This is a genomic window from Nocardioides sp. Soil777 (assembly GCF_001428425.1).
Classification (GTDB): Bacteria; Actinomycetota; Actinomycetes; order Propionibacteriales; family Nocardioidaceae; genus Nocardioides; species Nocardioides terrigena.
Window position 1 is genome coordinate 1 of the sequence record NZ_LMSN01000002.1, and the last position, 17,620, is coordinate 17,620.

General features: G+C 73.6%; 16 protein-coding genes. 9 read left to right on the top strand and 7 right to left on the bottom strand.

Translation table 11 applies throughout. The annotated features are described in order from the left end of the window. Positions 1-471 precede the first annotated feature (471 nt). Positions 472-1,848, top strand: coding sequence for an HNH endonuclease (locus ASG88_RS03585; protein WP_082599856.1), 1,377 nt, complete (start codon positions 472-474; stop codon positions 1,846-1,848). 49 nt (positions 1,849-1,897) lie between these two features. On the opposite strand, the gene ASG88_RS03590 is transcribed toward ASG88_RS03585, so the two are convergent. Then, entirely contained in the window at positions 1,898-2,527 is a 630-nt protein-coding gene (locus ASG88_RS03590; protein ID WP_056886066.1) for a sulfotransferase family 2 domain-containing protein, read from the bottom strand. An 82-nt stretch (positions 2,528-2,609) separates the two neighbouring features. On the opposite strand from ASG88_RS03590, the gene ASG88_RS03595 reads away from it, so the two are divergent. Further along, positions 2,610-3,071, top strand: coding sequence for an SRPBCC family protein (locus ASG88_RS03595; protein WP_056886067.1), 462 nt, complete (start codon positions 2,610-2,612; stop codon positions 3,069-3,071). Further along, a complete protein-coding gene (locus ASG88_RS03600) occupies positions 3,071-4,126 on the top strand; it encodes an NAD(P)H-binding protein (protein ID WP_056886068.1) in 1,056 nt (351 codons plus the stop codon). The genes ASG88_RS03595 and ASG88_RS03600 overlap by 1 nt, the downstream gene beginning before the upstream one ends. A 19-nt stretch (positions 4,127-4,145) precedes the next feature. On the opposite strand, the gene ASG88_RS03605 is transcribed toward ASG88_RS03600, so the two are convergent. The 4 genes from ASG88_RS03605 to ASG88_RS03620 all read right to left on the bottom strand — a co-directional run bounded on the left by ASG88_RS03605 (position 4,146) and on the right by ASG88_RS03620 (position 9,239). Next, positions 4,146-6,206 carry a M3 family metallopeptidase gene (locus ASG88_RS03605; RefSeq protein WP_056886069.1) on the bottom strand — a complete coding sequence of 687 codons (2,061 nt, stop codon included), beginning with the start codon at positions 6,204-6,206 and terminating at the stop codon, positions 4,146-4,148. Positions 6,207-6,264: 58 nt separating this feature from the next. Then, on the bottom strand, positions 6,265-6,843 hold the full coding sequence (locus ASG88_RS03610; protein ID WP_056886070.1) for a hypothetical protein: 579 nt from the start codon (positions 6,841-6,843) through the stop codon (positions 6,265-6,267). A 111-nt stretch (positions 6,844-6,954) separates the two neighbouring features. Next, positions 6,955-8,229 carry a glycosyltransferase gene (locus tag ASG88_RS23435; RefSeq protein ID WP_200956337.1) on the bottom strand — a complete coding sequence of 425 codons (1,275 nt, stop codon included), beginning with the start codon at positions 8,227-8,229 and terminating at the stop codon, positions 6,955-6,957. Beyond that, complete coding sequence (locus ASG88_RS03620) at positions 8,226-9,239, bottom strand: hypothetical protein (RefSeq protein WP_056886072.1); 1,014 nt, start codon at positions 9,237-9,239, stop codon at positions 8,226-8,228. The genes ASG88_RS23435 and ASG88_RS03620 overlap by 4 nt, the downstream gene beginning before the upstream one ends. Positions 9,240-9,367: 128 nt before the next feature. Between ASG88_RS03620 and ASG88_RS03625 the strand changes: the two genes are divergently transcribed. From ASG88_RS03625 to ASG88_RS03645, 5 genes are all read left to right on the top strand, one after another. Beyond that, positions 9,368-9,775, top strand: coding sequence for a hypothetical protein (locus tag ASG88_RS03625; RefSeq protein WP_157559539.1), 408 nt, complete (start codon positions 9,368-9,370; stop codon positions 9,773-9,775). A 71-nt stretch (positions 9,776-9,846) separates the two neighbouring features. Then, entirely contained in the window at positions 9,847-10,503 is a 657-nt protein-coding gene (locus tag ASG88_RS03630) for a hypothetical protein (RefSeq protein WP_056886074.1), read from the top strand. Positions 10,504-10,514: 11 nt separating this feature from the next. Continuing rightward, positions 10,515-11,324 carry an alpha/beta fold hydrolase gene (locus tag ASG88_RS03635; protein WP_056886075.1) on the top strand — a complete coding sequence of 270 codons (810 nt, stop codon included), beginning with the start codon at positions 10,515-10,517 and terminating at the stop codon, positions 11,322-11,324. Between the two features lie 40 nt (positions 11,325-11,364). Then, positions 11,365-11,865, top strand: a complete 501-nt coding sequence (locus tag ASG88_RS03640; protein WP_056886076.1) for a hypothetical protein — start codon at positions 11,365-11,367, stop codon at positions 11,863-11,865. A 39-nt stretch (positions 11,866-11,904) separates the two neighbouring features. Then, positions 11,905-13,236, top strand: a complete 1,332-nt coding sequence (locus ASG88_RS03645; protein WP_056886077.1) for a lanthionine synthetase LanC family protein — start codon at positions 11,905-11,907, stop codon at positions 13,234-13,236. Between the two features lie 47 nt (positions 13,237-13,283). Here ASG88_RS03645 and ASG88_RS03650 read toward each other — a convergent pair whose 3' ends face one another. Both ASG88_RS03650 and map read right to left on the bottom strand, forming a co-directional pair. Beyond that, entirely contained in the window at positions 13,284-14,093 is an 810-nt protein-coding gene (locus ASG88_RS03650) for an Fpg/Nei family DNA glycosylase (protein ID WP_056886078.1), read from the bottom strand. Positions 14,094-14,098: 5 nt separating this feature from the next. Beyond that, a complete protein-coding gene (gene map / locus ASG88_RS03655; protein WP_056886079.1) occupies positions 14,099-14,866 on the bottom strand; it encodes a type I methionyl aminopeptidase in 768 nt (255 codons plus the stop codon). Positions 14,867-14,911: 45 nt separating this feature from the next. On the opposite strand from map, the gene ASG88_RS03660 reads away from it, so the two are divergent. Then, entirely contained in the window at positions 14,912-17,617 is a 2,706-nt protein-coding gene (locus tag ASG88_RS03660; RefSeq protein WP_056886080.1) for a bifunctional GNAT family N-acetyltransferase/acetate--CoA ligase family protein, read from the top strand. The last annotated feature ends 3 nt before the right edge of the window (positions 17,618-17,620 follow it).

The window sequence follows — 17,620 nt, forward strand, 5'->3', positions numbered from 1 at the left end:
CCCCGTCCGCAGCCAGCCTCCTGATCAGCGCCCAGTCCTCCAAAGTGATCACACTCCAATCGTTGAGTGCTCACTTTTCACCACCGAAACTGTTCAGTTTTCGAGCGCCGCCGACAGTGGGCATCGGGACCATCTCCAGCCGTGATGCGTGCACGCCTATGCCGCCGAGAGTGCTCGCTGTGTGGGTTCACAACGTCATGGAGGAACCAGCTGGCAAGCGGCCTCGAGTGCCGTTCCAGCGACCGGCGGACCTGGCAGTGCCCGCGGCTCGTCGGCGACGGCGGCGCACCGACCTCGCGCCGCCGAGCACACCCGATCAGCCCCCGGGGTCACGTACGCCGGCAACAGCCGACCCGCGGCCAACGCCCCAAGACCACCGGAAGTGTCACCGATGTCCTGATGCAGAACTGTCACCGATGTCTTGAGACATGACACTTCCCTTCCGCGCCGGCTCGGCGTACAATCGAACACATGTTCGATGATCGACGAGCCGACTCAGCCGAACGGCCCCTCTCGGGCCGGCACGCGGTGCTGGGCGCGTCGGGCATCGAGGAATGGGCGGCAGCCCTGTCCGGCGCGCTCGAGGACGGGAGCGGCCTCGACGACAGTGAACGCGTCGATGCACTGCGGGCCCTGGAGCGGCTCGGCTGCGTCGTCACCGCCGCGCAGGCGCACCTCGCGCGCGAGCTCGACGACTCGCAGCGAGCCGTGCAGGCCGACGCGGGCGTCCGCCCGTCGCGGCAGGGAGCCGGGGTGGCGCAGCAAGTGGCGCTGGCGCGGCGGGAGTCGCCGCACCGCGGGCGACAGCACCTCGGGCTCGCGAAGGTCGTGGCCCGCGAGCTCCCGCACACGTGGTCAGCCTGGCGGGCGGGTCGCATCACCGAGTGGAAGGCCACCATCGTGGCGCGCGAGACCGCGTGCCTCTCGCAGGCCGACCGGCTGGCGGTCGACGAGGTCGTCGCCCGGGATGCGGCAGCACTGGAGGCGATGGGTGATCGTGAGCTGGCCTCCGCGTGCTTGGCGCAGGCCGCCCGGCTCGACGCCGCCGCACTGGTGGCTCGGCGACGCCGGGCGGAGGGGGAGCGCCGGGTCACCCTGCGTCCCGCTCCGGACACGATGACCTACCTGACCGCCCTGCTGCCGGTCAAGGACGGCGTCGCCGCGTTCGCGGCGCTCACCAGGGCCGCCGACTCGGCGCGAGCCGTCGGCGACGAGCGCAGCCGCGGCCAGGTGATGGCCGACGCCCTCGTCGCCCGGGTGTGCGGGATCGCGGACACCGCCGCGACACCCACCTCGGGGGAAATCGCGGCCCCGGTCTCGCTGGGCCTCGTCATGACGGACGCGGCCCTCTTCGGCGGAGCCGACGACGAGGCCCACCTCGAGGGCTTCGGCCCGATCCCTGCCGAGCTGGCGCGCGAGATCGTGTCCGGCGCCTGCGCACGCGACGAGGAGGTGTGGCTGCGCCGGCTCTACGCCAGTCCCACGAGCGGTGAGCTGGTCGCGATGGACGGTCGGGGACGCCGCTTCCGCGGGAGCCTCGCCCGTTTCATCCGCCTGCGCGACCGCATCTGTCGGACGCCGTGGTGCGACGCACCGATCCGGCACGTGGATCACGTGCGACGCCACGCCGACGACGGCCCGACCCGCGAGCAGAATGCCCAAGGGCTGTGCGAGGCCTGCAACTACGCCAAGGACGCACCCGGCTGGCTCGCGAGACCCGGCCCGGACGGCGGCGTCGAGACCATGACACCCACCGGCCGGATCGTCTCCTCACGGCCGCCGCCGGTGGCCCGGATCCGCGGCCGCCAGCTCCCGGCACTGACGATCGACTACGTCCTCGCAGGCTGACGGAGCCTGAGCGTGCACCCCATGGTGCCGCCCGGTGGGGCCGGTCCGGTCAGAACCGGTAGTCGAACTCCGCGACGTCCTTGGCGTAGACCTCGGCGATGCGGTCGCGGGTGGCCGGGGTGTAGTAGTCCCGCCACGAGCCGCTGGAGCGCGCGTTGCGGTGGGGGAGCTCGATCGGGGGCAGGTCGAGCTCGCGCTGGATGGTCGCGATGTCCTCGGCGAGGTGCTCGGTCCGGCCGATGAAGTCGGCACGGTGGTCGTCGCCCACGAGGTAGTCGACCTGCGGCATGGCCAGCCGGTCGTGCTCGGCGGTGCCGCGCAGGACGAACTCGTCGAAGTCGGCGTACGCCGCGACCGCCCGCCACAGCGGGTTGCCGTCCCGAGTGGAGCCCCACTGCCCGTCCTGGGGGCGCCCCGACGCCGGCCCCCAGCGGTGGTTCCAGGTGTCGATCATCGAGTACCACGACACCATCCGCGACCACGGGTTGCGGACGAAGCCGAACGACCAGTAGTCGACCAGCCCGGGCTCGTGGCGCAGGATCCGCTGGAGCCGAGCGTGCCGCTGTTTGCCCACCGTGCGGGCGTCCGGGCAGGCCTCGCGGAGCAGTTGCTCGACCGACGCCCCGCCCGTCTTGGGGATGTGGACGAAGAGCATCCGGCGGTCGTCGGAGATGAGCACCCGAGCAGGCTAGACGACGGTCCGCGGCCGCGTGGCGGGGCGGCCCGTCGGGCGGTGTGCAGCCGCCACCTACGCTTGCCGGGTGAACCGCTTCCGCGCCCGCAACCAGTCCGAGGCCACGCTCCGGTCGTCCCCCGACAAGGTGTGGGACGTCCTGACCGACCCGGTCCTGCTGACCAAGCTGACGCCATACCTCAAGCACATCGAGGTCGACGGCAAGCACTGGACCTGGAACCTCACCCACATCCCGGTGATGAGCGCGACCGTGGCGCCCACCTTCACCGAGGTGATGACCTTTGACGAGCCGACCCGGATCACCTTCACCCATGATCCGGAGCGTCCCGACGAGCGCACCGGCGTGGACGGCGAGTACCTCCTGCGACCCGAGGGCACGGGCACCCACGTCTCGATCGACCTCGAGATCTGGTGCGACCTGCCCCTGCCGCGGCTGTCGCGGATCCCGGTCGAGACCGTCATGCACGGCGTCGTCGCGGCCATGGGCCGCCGCTTCGCCCACAACATGCTCCGCCACCTGGGGGAGTGATGGCCGACTCCGCTCGCCGGGTCCTCGTCCTGGGGGCCACCGGCTACATCGGCTCCCGTCTCGTCCCCGAGCTGCTCGACCGCGGCTACGTCGTCACCGCGGCGTCCTCGCGGCAGCCCACGCCGGAGCGCTTCTCGTGGGGCCACCAGGTCGACTGGGTGCGCTGCGACGTGACGGACGAGTCCGACGTGGAGGTCGCGCTGGAGGGCGTGGACGCGGTCTGCTACCTGGTCCACTCGCTGAGCTCGCGCGGGTTCTCCGAGACCGACCGGCTGGGCGCCGAGACCGTACGCCGCGGCGTCGACGCCGCGGGCGTGTCCCGGCTGGTCTACCTGTCCGGCCTGGTGCCGCAGGTGCCCCGCGACCAGCTCTCCGAGCACATCACCTCGCGCCTCGAGGTCGAGGAGGAGCTGCTCGCGTCGACCGCCTCGTCGGTCGCGCTGCGCGCCGGCGTGGTCATCGGCGCCGGCTCCACGTCGTTCGAGGTGATCCGCCAGCTGGGGAGCCTCCTGGTCTTCCAGCCCATCCCGCTGTGGCTGCGCTCACGGGTGCAGCCGATCTCGGCCACCGACGCGGTGCGCGCCCTCGTCGAGGCGCTCGAGCCCGGCTCGACCCTGACGGGCGCGGTCGACATCGGCGGACCGGACGTCCTGCGCTACCCGCGGCTTCTGGCGGCGTACGCGCGTGCGGCACGGCTGCTGCGGATCCGGATCCCCGTCGCGATGATCCCCACGCCCGTCGCGGCGGTCGGGACGGCCGGTCTCGTCCAGGCGCCGTTCTGGACCGTCAACGCGTTGGTGGAGTCCCTGCGCCACGACATGGTCTGCCGGCCCGGGGCGACCTGGGTGCCGGCCGACGGTGTGGCGCTGATCGACGTCCGCGAGGCGATGCGCCGCGCGGTGAAGGGGGAGGTCGGCACCGCGGAGGCGCCGCTGCCCAGCGACCCCGACTGGACGCGCCAGCGTGCGCCGGTCCTCGACGCCCTGCACGCCCCGCGCACCGTGCGGGCCGGCGCCAGTCTCGCGTGGCACCGGCTCCGCCAGCTGTCCGACTGAGCCGGGGCGGACCGGCGAGCTACTCCGCGCCGATGCGGCGCAGCAGGTGCGCGAGGTCCGGGTCGCCGCCACGGAAGCGGCGGTAGGACTCCATCGCGTCGACCGACCCACCCGGTCCGAGGAGGGTCCGGCGGAAGTGCTCACCGGACTGTCGGTTCATCCCGCCCTGCTCGCCGAACCACGCGACGGTGTCGGCGTCCATGATCTCCGACCACAGGTAGGAGTAGTAGGCCGCGGAGTAGCCGCCGCCGAAGATGTGGTGGAAGTACGCCGAGCGGTAGCGCGGCGGGACCGGGGCGTAGCGCACGCCGGCGCGCTCGAGGGCGGCCAGCTCGAAGGCCTCGACGTCGGCCGGGTCGATGGGCAGCTCGGCGGCGGGCGTCTGGTGCCAGGCCTGGTCGAGCAGCATCGCGGCGAGCAGCTCGGCGTACCGGTAGGTCTCCTTGCCCGACGTGCCCAGCAGCTGCTCGACCCACGCGGCCGGCATCGGCTCACCGGTCTCGTGGTGCACGGCGTAGCGCGCGAGCAGCGTCGGCTCGTACGCCCAGATCTCGTTGACCTGGCTGGGGAACTCGACGAAGTCGCGCGGCACCGACGTGCCGGAGCGCGACGGGAACCGCACGTCGGAGAGCAGCCCGTGCAGGTCGTGGCCGAACTCGTGGAAGAGCGTGATGACGTTGTCCCACGACAGCAGGCTGGGCGCACCCGGGGCCGGCGGCGGGAAGTTGCACGTGTTGGTGACGACGGGCCGGTCGTCGAGCAGGTGGCTCTGGTCCACGATGCTGGTCATCCACGCGCCGCCCTGCTTGGTCGGACGCGTGTAGGGGTCGATGACGACGACGCCGAGGTGGCTGCCGTCCTCCTCGCGCACCTCGTGGACGCGGGCTACGTCGGTGTAGCCGACCAGGTCCTCGCGGGGGTGGAAGGTGATCCCGTAGAGCGCGGTCGCGGCCGCGAACACGCCCTCGGTCAGCACCCGGTCGAACTCGAGGTAGGGACGCAGGGCGCCCGGGTCGAGCGCGGCCTCCTCGCGTCGCAGCCGCCCGTCGACGTACGCCCAGTCCCACGGCTCGAGGGTCGCGCCGGGCTCGGTCTGCTCGAGGTGGGCCTGGAGCTGCTCGCCGCGCGCCCGGACCAGGCCGTACGCCGCGGGGCCGAGGCGACCGAGGATCTCGTTGACGGCCTCGGTGCTGCCCGCGCAGCCGACCTCGGCGGCGTACGCCGCGTGGTGCGGGTAGCCGAGCAGCAGCGCGCGCTCGTGGCGGAGGCGGGCCATGGTGAGCAGGACCTCGCGGGTGTCGGTCTCGGCGTCCGCCCCGTCGGCGCTGACGAGGCCGCGCTGGGCACTCGCCCGGAAGACGCGCTCGCGGGTGGGACGGTGGGTGAGGGAGCCGAGCACCGGCTGGCCGGTGGTGTTGGTGATGGTGAGCAGCCAGCCGTCCCGTCCGGCGGCCTGTGCGGCCTCGTGCGCGGCGGCCCGCTGGCCGTCGTCGAGGCCGTCGAGCTCGGCCTCGTCGGTGACGTGGACGGCGGCGGCGTTGCGGCCGGCGACGAGCATCTGGTCGAACCGCGTGGAGAGGGTCGCGAGCTCGGTGTTGAGCTCACGCAGCCTGGCCTGCTGCTCCTCGGGCAACGCGATGCCGCCGCGCTCGAAGTCCTTGAGCCGCTCGGACAGCAGGTGCTCCTCCTGCTCGTCGAGGGCGACCTCCCCGGCGTCGCGGCGGGCGGCCAGCGCGGTGAGGCGGCCGTAGAGGCGGGCGTCCATCAGGATCGCGTCGGAGTGCTGCGCCAGCCGGGGCGACATCTCCTCCTCGATCGCGTCGCGCTCGTCGTTGGTGTCGGCGGACTTGGCGACCCAGAAGGCGTTCATCGCGCGGGTCAGGAGAGCCCCGGACCGTTCCCAGGCCTCGAGGACGGTGGCCACGGTGGCGGGGGAGTCGTCGCTCGCGATCGCGGCCAGCTCCGCCAGGTGCTCGGCCATGCCCTGCTCGATCGCCTCGCGGTAGTCGGCGTCGGTGAGGTGGGCGTAGTCGGGCAGGTCGAACGGCAGCGTCGACGGGGCCAGCAGCGAGTTGGTCATGGGCCCCATCCAAGCAAAGGACCCGCCGCGGCCGGACGCCCCCGCGCGGGCGCAGCTCTCAGCCGCAGTTGTCGCAGACCTTGGTGGCCGGCAGAGCCATGTTGCAGGTGGCGCAGGTGTCGATCGGCTTGGCCAGGGCGGAGGCCTTGCGGGCCCGGGTGCGCGCGGCGCTGACCTTCTCGGTCAGGGTCGGGACGCCGCCGTCGGCCGGCAGGTCGGCCGCCTCGAAGTAGGTGTGGCACGCCAGCCGCTCGCGGGCCGCGTGGTCGTCGGCGTCGCCGATCTCCTCACCGCGGGTGTCGAGGACGGTCGAGGCGTACGCCGCACCGACGCTGCCCTGGGCGTTGACGGCGAGGGCGGCGAGGTTGGGCTCGTTGCGCTCGGCACAGTCGCGGGCCACGCGGTTGAGGACGTCGGCCATCCAGTGCTGCATGGGCTGACGGGTGGTGATGCCCGTCGCCTCCTGCATCTGCGCAGCGAGGTCCTTGTAGCTGATCATGGCGCGGTAGCGCTTCGCGGTCCTGATCAGGACCGGTCGGGCAGCCTCGGCCCACGCGGTGCGGGTCGACTCGGTCGGGGGGCCGCTCACGTCCTCTTGCTCGATCTGGTCAACAGTGTCGAGCTCAAGGTCAGTCATACCGCGACAGTAGCCCCCGAGGGGTGGTCCGGCCCCTTCGGGGACCCGGGGGCGACCGGTAGTCGGACGCTCGGGCGGAGGGTGTGCGAACGAGTCCGCTCCTCCGCCTCGTCACTCGCCGGCCCACCCGCCGAGCCACGCGGCCAACGTGACCTCGTCCGTCCACGGCCGCAGCCGCGTCTCGAGCGGCGGGCCGGGCGGGGCGAGGTCGGGCCGTCCCCACCGGGCCGCCCGGCGGAGCAGGCGCAGGTCCTGCAGCTCCGCGCAGCCGCGGGCGATGTCGCGGGTGGCCGCGCGGCCGTCGAGATCCGCGAGGAGTGCGGACCAGGCCGCGGCATCCCCGGTCAGTCCGCGTCTTACGACGAGGTGCTGGCGCGCGGTGGCCGGCACGTCCTCCTCCAGCGGCACGATGCGGGGGTCGGTGCCCACGAGCTCCCGGTGCCGCGTCCCGAGCCGGACGGCAGCACGCGGCAGGGCCGCGAGCAGCGAGTCGAGGGTGACGAGCACCTCGGTGTCCCCGAGACCGGGAGCGCAGGTCACGACGACGTCGGCCGGGCCGCGCGCGAGCCCGCGCCACGTCGTGCCCGGCGCCGACGTCCGGTCGGCCACGGCCGCGGTCTCGGCGAGCCGGGCTCCGGGGTCGATGTCGCGCGCCCCGGCGTCCGGGCCGTCGTGCCACGCGACCGCGTCCGGGCGGTGGGCGAGCAGCCCGCCCGCGGTCCAGGACCGGTGGGCGAGGTCCCAGTCCTCACCGCCGTAGGTGTCGAACGTCTCGTCGAAACCGCCGAGCTCGTCGTACCACCAGCGGCTGCACGCGAGCACGGCGCTGATCACGAAGCGGTGGCCCGACCCGTCGGCGTCCAACAGGTCACGGGTGTCCGCGTAGGCGGTGCGCAACCACGCGGGCTCGGGCAGCTCGAGCGCCGGCCCCACCTCCTCGACGGCGGTGCCGGGAGCGATGCCGGCGAGGTCGGCGTGGCGTCGCCTGCCCACGACGAGGGCCTCGGGCAGTGCCTCGGGCAGGGCGACCATGCGCTCGACGAAGTCCGGCTCCGGGGTCGTGTCGGCGTCCAGGAGCACCAGCACGTCGCCGGTGGTCGCGGCGACGCCGAGGTTGCGGACGGCGGCGGCGCGGAATCCGTCGTCGTCCTGCCGCACCAGCCGCACCCCGTCTGGGACCACCGGCGCCCGGCGCGACCCGTCGTCGGCGACCACGACCTCGTCGGGCGGTCGGGTCTGGCGACCCAGCGCCGCCAGCGTGCGGTTGAGCTCGACCTGCTGCTCGTAGTGGGCCACGACCACCGAGACGGTCCGCCGGGGGGCACCACGGGGGGCGAGGTCCCAGCGGTTGCCGGGCACGCTCGTCCCGAACGGCGGTGCGGTCATCCGCCCACCGACGCCCACCACGCGCGGTAGGCGGCCACGGTGTCCTCGAGCCGCGGCCCGAGGTCGGTCCCGGACGGGATCCACGTCGTCTCCGGTCGGAGCAGCGCGGCCTCCAGGCGGGGGACTAGCGTCGCGTCGTCGAAGAGGGTGATCGTGCCGGGCCGCAGCGCCGCCATCTCGCGGGCGTACTCGCCGTCGCGGACCAGCGGTCGTCGTCCCGCCGCGATCCACGAGTTGACGCTCCCGGACGCCGACACGTTGCGGTGCGCGGCCACCGGCACGGCGACCCGGCGCAGCGCGCGGCTCACCTCGTCCTCAGGGACGCGACCGGTGACCTCCACCGGGACGCCGCGCGCCCGGCTCGTCCGCAGCAGCTCCTCGACCTCGTCGACATGGCCCGGCGCGGCGTCGCCGAGGACGCGCACCCGCACCGCGGTCCCGCCACGACGCAGGGCCGCCGCGGCCCGCACGACCTGGCGGTGGCCCTTGCCGGGGTAGACGAACCCGAAGACACCGACCACCGGTGCCGTCGCGACCCGGCTGCCGCGGGCCTCCGGGCCGACCGTGTCGAAGACCGGCAGGGGGATCACCGTCCCGCGGGCGTCCGCGGCGCACCAGCGACCGACGAGGGCGTGCTCGTGCCACGAGTTGGTGGCCCAGGCGTGGGTGGCCCGCACCATCCGCCCGTACGCCGCCGCACGGGCCTCGAACACCGGCCCGTCGGTGGGCTGTGGCACGTCGTGCAGCGTCACGGTCAGTCGCACCCGACGGGCCAGCGACTCCACCGCGGCCGCCGCGGCCGCCGGGTCGCGGTCGAGGAGGCGGTCAGTGACGTGGAGGTGGACCGACCCTCCGGCGTACAGGTGGTCGACGTCCCGGACGACGTGCGCGCCTGCGGCGCCACCCACCTCGCCGGCGTACCGGTTCACCCCGTGGGTCTCAGGCCCCAGCAGCAGGTGGAGCGGGGTCGCGAGGTCGGCCTCGCGTCGTCGGGTCGGGGATGGCAGCACCCCGACATCCTGCCGGTCTTCGGGAGCCTCGGGCTCCCCCCAAAGCGTGGTGCTGAGCTCGTCGTGGGAGAGGAGCCAATCCTCAGGCGCACGCAGCGGCCGGGTGTCGAGTGCGGCAGACTTCCGGCATGGGGTCCATGTCCGGTCGCGGCGACTGCCGTGATGCAGGTCGGGGGCCGTGGGTCACGGGGGCCTTCGTGGCCGTCCTCGCCGGGGCGGTCCTCCTGACCTGGGTGGTCGTGCGAGCAGCGACGACGGAGCCGGTCCCGTGGGTCAAGCCGGCGGAGGTGGACGGCGCGGTCGTGCGCCTGACGTACATGGGCAGCGAGTGCCGCGACGGTGCGTCCGTGGACGTCGAGGAGGATGCCGGGCGAGTGGTCCTCACCGTGCACGAGACGGTCTACAGCCGCTCGTGCAGTGACGTGGGCGTCACCTACGACCACGAGGTGCGGCTCGACGAGCCCCTCGGTGAGCGGGAGCTGGTCGACGGGGCGTGCCTCGTGGAGGAGCTGTCGCGCCGCAGCGCGTGTCGATGATGCCGACCGCACGTGCCCGAGCGGATCGCGAAAGGCGCGCCGTCGACGATCTGCGGGCCTAGGGTGGACGCATGTCGTGGAACCCGTTGCGCAGGGCCCGGGAGCGCCGTGAGGCGGAGCTCGAGGCCGTGGACCGGTGGCGCATCGCCCGGCGGGTGGCCGACGAGGACGTGACCGTCCTGGGTGAGCAGCTCGCCGACCTCCACCTCGACACCCTCGCCGACGATCTCGACGACGAGACCGCGCACCACTACGGACGTGCCCTCGAGCACTACGAGCAGGCCAAGGACGCGGTGCGTGCCTCCACGACGGTGGCGGACGTCTTCGCCGTCGAGCAGGTCGTGGCCGACGCGCGCTACCACCGCGCGGCCGTGCTGGCCCTGCAGGCGGGCGACCCGCTGCCCCAGCGCCGCGAGCCGTGCTTCTTCGACCCGCGCCACGGCCCGAGCATGCGCGAGATGCCGTGGGCGCCCCCGTCCGGCGTCGAGCGCACGGTGGCCGTGTGCGCCTCCGACGCCCGGCGGCTCGAGGGTGGCGAGTCCCCGGAGGTCCGGATGGTGCGGGTGGGCGACCGGTACGTCCCGTCCCACGAGGCCGGTGGCATCGCGGCGGTCGTCGACCGGCACCGCACCATGCGCGACGAGCGGCCGGAGTCGCACAACCGCAAGAACCTCGCCGAGGCCTACATCGACCAGGCCATCAACGGTCCCGACGGTCGGTTCGGCTGAGTGCCAGTGCCATGGGCGTCGTACGGACCGGGAGCGCCGTCCTCGCGAACGGGCTGAGACTGCCGTACGCCGAGACCGGGAGCCCGACGGGTGACCCGGTGGTCTTCGTGCACGCGTACGTCGAGTCCTGGCGCTACTTCGAGGCGGTGCTCGGGCACCTGCCCGCGTCCCTGCACGGGTTGGCGCCCACCCAGCGCGGCCATGGTGACGCCGACGCGCCGGAGGACGGCTATGGCGTCGAGGACTTCGCCGCCGACCTCGTGGGGTTCATGGACGCGCTGGGCCTCGGGTCCGCGGCCCTCGTCGCCGCGTCCAGCGGCGGCCTCGTGGCCCAGGTCGTCGCGAGCACCCGGCCCGACCGGGTGCCCGCCCTCGTCCTCATCAGCAGCCCCGTCCACCTCGGCGACCACCCGGCCGTCGGCGCGATGTGGAAGGAGGTCGCCGGCCTCGAGGACCCGCTGGATCGTGCGTTCGTCGAGGACTTCGTGCGCAGCACGTCGCCGGCCTCGATGCCCGACGACCTCGTCGACGTCCTGGTCGAGGAGAGCCTCAAGGCGCCCGCTCGCGTGTGGCGGGAGACCCTGCGCGGCCTGATCCGCACCGACGCCCGGGCCGACCTGGGCCGCATCGCGGCGCCGACGCTCCTCGTCGTCGGCAGCGAGGACGAGCTCGTCGGCGACGACCAGGACGAGCTGCTCGCTGGGATCCCGGACGCCCGGCTGGTCGTGTACGACGGGGTCGGGCACGGCGTGCACCTGGCTCGCCCGGGACGCGTCGTCAGCGACGTCGTCACGTTCCTGACCGACCTGAGCCTCCGCTAGCCGCCCGGTGACTGTCGGTGCCCTGCGACAGGGTGCGGCCATGGTCGATCTCGAGACACCCCACGACACCTCCGCGCGGCTGGAGGCCTACCAGGACGTGGAGGGGCTCGCCGAGTGGTCCCCGTGGGCGCCCTTCGCCGAGGCGCTCCCGTGGGCTCCCCGGCTCCCCGGTGTCTACCTCTTCCGCGAGCACGACACCCACCGGATCCGGTACCTCGGCATGGCCGGCGAGCGTGGAGGCGGCGGCCGGCCCCAGGGCCTCTACGGCGGGCTGTCGGTCCACCGCACCGGCACGGGGGTGATGTCCGGTTTCGCGGAAGCAGCGCTCGACCGGGCGCTGGCCGACCCCGCGTGGGTCGAGGCCAGGCTGGGCCGTCTCCGCGCCGGTCACCCCGGGCGGACCCGGGACTGGGCCCGCGACGCCGTGCTCCGTCTCGCCCCCGAGGTCAGCTGGACCGCCTGCCACGAGCGTGCCGACGCCCGCCACCTGGAGGTGCAGGTCGACGCCCTGCTGCGGCCGTTCGGCCTGTGGAACAGATGACCGTCGATCACGAGGAGGGGCCGCTGGCATGATCGTCGGGTGCTTGCCGACACCTCCCGCGACGTTGCCGAGGCTGCGTGGCGATGGGTGCTGGCCCAGGTCGGGGGCGACGGCTCACCCTGGATCCCGGAGTCCGTGCCCAGCCAGGTGCCCGGCCCTCCCGAGCAGCGCGACGGCCTGCACAGCGGCATCGGCGGACTGGCCCTCGCGCTCGCCGAGGTGCGCGCCACGCGAGCGTGGTCCGACGAGGAGCAGACGCTCGCCGCCGCCCTCGCCGACCGGCTGCAGGCCCGGACCGCCACGGCGACGGCGTACGACTACTTCGACGGCCTGGTCGGGGACCTCGCCTCCCTGGTGGCCCTGGATGCGGACGGCGCCGACGCCGTCGTCGACCGGTTGATCGTGCTGGCCGCGGGCGACGGGTGGACCCAGGACGTCGTCGGTCCGCCGCGGTTCCGTCCCGCAGCGAGGATCAGCGACGCCACCCTCGGGACGGGCTCGGTGCTCCTGGGCGGTCTCTGGGCGCGTCGGCACGGGGTGGCGCGCTCCGACGAGCTGGTCGAGCATGCTGCCGAGGTCCTGATGGGCGAGGCCGAGGACGTCCCGGCCGGTCTTCGCTGGCGCTTCGTCCCGATGCGCTTCAGGACCGAGGAGGACCCGACCGAGATGCCGAACTGGTCGCACGGCCAGGCCGGGATCGCGGCTGCGCTCGCCCTGGCCAGCGCCGAGCTCGGCCGGCCGGCGTGGGTCGAGGCGGCCCGCAGTGGCGCCGAGCACCTGGTCTCCCTCGGCGACACCTCGGACGGCGGGCTCTCCGTGCCCCGCTACGTGCCGCACCGCGCCATCGACGAGGAGCCGTTCGCCCTGGGCTGGTGCCACGGCGCCAGTGGCACGTCGCTCCTGTTCGCCGCCCTGGAGCACGCCGGGGTTCCGGACGTCGCAGGCGCCACGCCCGGCGAGTGGCGCGGACGCTGCCTCACGACGGTCCACACCTCCGGGATCCCGGAACGGCTACGACCCGGGTTCTGGGACAACGACGGTCGGTGCTGCGGTACGGCCGGTGTCGGCGACATCGTCCTCGACGCCTGGCAGCAGCACGGGCGCCGGGCCGACCTCGATCTCGCGCTGCGGCTGGCTGACGCCCTCGTGCGGAACGCCCAGGTGGACGGTCCCCATGCGTGGTGGCGGTTCGTGGAGCACCGCGCCGCGTCGCCCCTGCTGCCGCCGGGAGTCGGGTGGATGCAGGGCGCTGCCGGCATCGCGGCGTACCTCTTCCGGGTGGATCGCGTGCTCGAGCACGGTCCGGCGGCCGCTGCGGTCCCGCGTCTCGACACGTGGTGGGCCGGTCCGGGCGCCCGCCCGGCGCCCTGACCTCGCTCCGAGCACGGCCGCGACCGATCGTCCGGCCCGCTCCTGCGTCAGCCCTGCTCCTCCGAGCAGAACCACGTCGTCCGCCCACCGACCGTGGCCCGCTGCATCGGCGCCCCGCAGCGGGGGCAGTGGCCACCCGGCGACCGGTGCTCGATCACCTCACCGGTGTGCACGCCACCGCGCCGCATCGCGGCGCGCGTCGCCTTCTTCAGGGCACCGTGCAGTGCCGTGAGCGTGTCGTGGTCGAGGGTGTCCACGCGACGTCGCGGGTCGAGCGAGGCCTGCCAGAGCGTCTCGTCGGCGAGCAGGTTGCCCACCCCGGCGAGGACCGACTGGTCGAGCAGGCGCGCCTTGACCGGGGCCGTGCCCCGCCCGACCCGCTCGCGGAAGTCCGCTACCCCCACCTCGGCGGCGTCCGGACCGAGACGGCTCAGGTCCGGGTCGAGCCGCACGCGGCCGAGCCGCCGCTTGTCGAAGAGGCGCAGCTGGCCGCCGTCGGCGAAGCGCACCGTGAAGCGGTCCCACGCGGGATCACGCTCGGGCGAGGTCGCCGCCGTGCCGCGCACCCGGTCGCCGCCCTCCACGGGTGAGCCGGACCCGTCGGTGACGACGATCCGCCCGCTCATCCCGAGGTGGATCCCGAGGACCGGTCCGTCGGAGGAGGTCTCGCACCACATGCTCTTGCCCCGGCGCAGGGCGGCGGTCAGCCGGCGCCCGACCAGCGCGTCGCGGATCTCGCCGGGGGAGTGCGGCCGGCAGACCCAGGTGTCGGAGTCGTCGACGTCGGCGATCTCCCGGTCCAGCGCACCGGACTCGATGACGGCGCGCGCGCTCTCGACCTCGGGCAGCTCGGGCACGGGCGTCAGGCCCGGGCGGTGAGGATGATCGGGTCGTCCTCGGTGATCGCGATGGTGTGCTCCATGTGGGCGCCCCGGGACCCGTCGGCGCTGCGCAGCGTCCAGCCGTCGGGGTCGGTGAAGATCTCGTCGGTCGTGTGCAGGAACCAGGGCTCGATGGCGATGACCAGCCCCGGCTTGAGCGGGAAGCCGCGTCCCGGGGTGCCGTCGTTGGCGATGTGGGGGTCGCCGTGCATCGTCCGGCCGACCCCGTGGCCGCCGAACTGCATGTTGATGCCCAGCCCCGCCTCCCGGGCCACCGACCCGATCGCGTGGCCGATGTCGCCGATCCGGTTGCCCGCCCGGGCGGCCGCGATGCCGGCCTCGAGCGCCCGCCCGGTCACGTCGATGAGGCGCAGGTCCTCGTCCCGCGGCGTACCGACGACGAAGGAGAGCGCGGAGTCGGCGACCCAGCCGTCGACGGCCACGGCGAAGTCCAGGGTGACCAGGTCGCCGTCGGCGAGCCGGTAGTCGTGGGGGAGGCCGTGCAGGACGGCGTCGTTGACCGACGTGCAGATCACCTTGCCGAAGGGCGAGGCCCCGAACGACGGGTGGTAGTCGATGTAGCAGGACTCCGCCCCACGCTCGCGGATCATCTCGTGGGCGATCTCGTCGATCTCGAGCAGGTTGGTGCCGACGTCGACGACGTCCGAGAGGTGCGTGAGCACCTCGGCCACGAAGCGCCCCGCGGGACGCATCTGCTCGATCTGGGATGGACTGCGCAGCTCGATCACACCGGCCAGCCTATGGCCGAGGGTCACGACCGGTAGATTTCGGGTGTGACCGAGACCCAGGCCCAGCAGGCCACCCCTCCGCCGCGTCACTGGGAGGCCGACGTCCTGCTGCGGGACGGCCGGACGGCGCACATCCGGCCGATCCAGCCCGAGGACGCCGAGCTGCTGGTCGAGTTCTACGCGCGCGTCTCCGACGAGTCGAAGTACTACCGCTTCTTCTCGCCGATGCCGCAGCTCTCCGAGCGCGACGTCAAGCGCTTCACGCAGGTCGACTACACGACCCGGGTGGCATTCATCCTCACCGTGGCCGGCGAGATGATCGCGGTGGGTCGCTGGGACAGCACCGAGCCCGGCAAGGCCGAGGTCGCGTTCCTGGTCGAGGACCGCCACCAGGGCCGCGGGATCGGCCAGCTCCTGCTCGAGCACCTCGCCCAGGCGGGTCGTGAGCGGGGCATCGAGCGCTTCGTCGCCGAGGTGCTGCCCGACAACCAGGCGATGATCCACACGTTCAAGGACGCCGGCTACCAGGTCACGAGCGTCTACGACGAGGGCGTGATGGAGCTCGAGTTCCGCATCGACCCCACCGAGACCGCCATCGGGGTCATGGAGCAGCGCGAGCACCGCGCGGAGTCGGCCTCCATCGAGAGCTTCTTCAGGCCCAAGTCCGTGGCCGTCATCGGCGCCAGCCGCCGGCAGGACACCATCGGTCGCGCCCTGGTGCGCAACCTGGTGCTCGGCGACTTCACCGGGCGCGTCCACGTAGTCAACCCGAGCGCCGACGCGGTGGCCGGCATGCCGGCGTACAAGACCGTCGGGGACATCCCCGGGCAGGTCGACGTGGCCATCGTCGCGGTGCCCGCGGAGGCCGTGCAGGACGTCGTCCTCGACTGCGCCGCGAAGGGCGTGCACGGCCTCGTCGTCATCTCGTCCGGCTTCGCGGAGACCGGGGAGGAGGGCCGCCACCGCCAGCGTCGCCTGGTGGGGCTGTCCCGCTCCTACGGCCTGCGGCTGATCGGCCCCAACGCCCTCGGCATCATCAACACCGACCCCGAGGTGTCGCTCAACGCGTCGCTCTCCACCCTGATGCCGCCCCGCGGCCGCGCCGGTTTCTTCTGCCAGTCCGGCGCACTCGGCTCGGCGATCCTGGAGAAGGTCAACAACCGGGGCCTGGGTCTCTCGACCTTCGTCAGCGCCGGCAACCGTGCCGACGTGTCGGGCAACGACCTCCTGCAGTACTGGGAGGAGGACGACGCCACCGAGGTGGTGCTGCTCTACCTCGAGTCGATCGGCAACCCGCGCAAGTTCTCCCGCATCGCCCGCCGGGTCAGCCGGCGCAAGCCGATCATCGCGGTGCGCTCCGGGCGCAGCACGCAGGGCGTCCCGATGGGGCACGCCGTGCGCAAGATCGCCGCCCCCTCCCAGGCGGTGGACGCGATGTTCCGCCAGGCCGGCGTCATCCAGGTCGACACGCTGGAGGAGATGTTCGACGTCGCCCAGCTGCTCGCCCACCAGCCGCTGCCCCGCGGCCGCCGGGTGGCCGTGGTCGGCAACTCCGACGCGCTCGGCCTGCTCGCCGCCGACGCCGCCACCAGTGTCGGGCTCGTGGTCAACAAGCAGGTCGCGCTCGGGGCCGACGCCGGCGCCGAGGACTTCGAGGACGCCCTGGACGCGGCGATCGACGACCCCGAGGTCGACGCGGTCGCGGCGATCTACATCCCGCCGCTCAACATCTCCGGCGAGGACGTCGCCAACGTGCTCGCCGCCGTCGGCGAGCAGTCCGACAAGCCGATCGTGTCGACCTTCCTGGGCGCCGAGGGCGTGCCCGAGCTGCTGCGCGTCCCCGACGTCGCCGGCTCGAGCGCGGGCCGCGGCTCGGTGCCGTCGTACCCCGCCGTCGAGGCCGCCGTCCGGGCCCTCGCCCGGGTGGTCGAGTACGCCGTGTGGCTGCGCACCCCGGACCGGGCCCACTCGGACGAGGCACTCGTCGACCGGACGGCCGCCCGCCGCTTCGTCAACGAGCTGCTCATGCACCACCCCGACGGCAAGGACCTGTCCTACGGCGAGCTGCGCGAGCTGTTGTCGTCGTACGGCATCGACCTCTGGGACACCCGCGCGGTGGCCACCCTCGACGAGGCGCTGGCGGCGGGGGAGGAGCTCGGCTTCGACGTGGTGCTCAAGGCGACGGCCGACCACCTGCGGCACCGGCCGGACCTCGCGCACGTGTGGCGCAACATCGACACGGCCGCGGAGATGCGGGATGCCTGGGCGACGCTCAGCCGGGTCATCGACTCCCCGGAGCGCGCCGGCTTCGTCGTGCAGAAGAACGCCCCTCCCGGCGTGCCCGTCGGCATCTCGTCCATGGAGGACCCGCTCTTCGGGCCGGTGCTGTCCTTCGGCATCGGCGGCCCGCTCACCGAGCTGCTGGGGGACCGGTCGTTCCGCATCCCGCCGCTCGCCGAGCACGACGCCCAGGACATGGTCCGCGAGATCAAGGCCTCCCCGATCCTCTTCGGCTACCGCGGCTCCGAGATCGTCGACGTCGTCGAGATCGAGCGGCTCGTACGCCGCGTGGCGCAGGTGCAGAACGACCTGCCGGAGGTGCGGACCCTCGAGCTGCCCCTCGTCCTGGCCGGCGCGTCGGGTGCCTCGGTGCTGGGTGGCACGGCCCGGATCGAGCCGGTCCTGGACCCGCGGTCGGACTGGTTCGTGCGTCGCCTGTCCACGCCTCCGGGAGACACGCTGCCCGACTGACGC

Coding starts and splice junctions, on each gene's coding strand:
- ASG88_RS03610 (WP_056886070.1), bottom strand. CDS start 6,843: ATGACTGACCTTGAGCTCGACACTGTTGACCAGATCGAGCAAGAGGAC.
- ASG88_RS23435 (WP_200956337.1), bottom strand. CDS start 8,229: ATGACCGCACCGCCGTTCGGGACGAGCGTGCCCGGCAACCGCTGGGAC.
- ASG88_RS03605 (WP_056886069.1), bottom strand. CDS start 6,206: ATGACCAACTCGCTGCTGGCCCCGTCGACGCTGCCGTTCGACCTGCCC.
- ASG88_RS03585 (WP_082599856.1), top strand. CDS start 472: ATGTTCGATGATCGACGAGCCGACTCAGCCGAACGGCCCCTCTCGGGC.
- ASG88_RS03625 (WP_157559539.1), top strand. CDS start 9,368: ATGGGGTCCATGTCCGGTCGCGGCGACTGCCGTGATGCAGGTCGGGGG.
- ASG88_RS03640 (WP_056886076.1), top strand. CDS start 11,365: ATGGTCGATCTCGAGACACCCCACGACACCTCCGCGCGGCTGGAGGCC.
- ASG88_RS03635 (WP_056886075.1), top strand. CDS start 10,515: ATGGGCGTCGTACGGACCGGGAGCGCCGTCCTCGCGAACGGGCTGAGA.
- ASG88_RS03600 (WP_056886068.1), top strand. CDS start 3,071: ATGGCCGACTCCGCTCGCCGGGTCCTCGTCCTGGGGGCCACCGGCTAC.
- ASG88_RS03630 (WP_056886074.1), top strand. CDS start 9,847: ATGTCGTGGAACCCGTTGCGCAGGGCCCGGGAGCGCCGTGAGGCGGAG.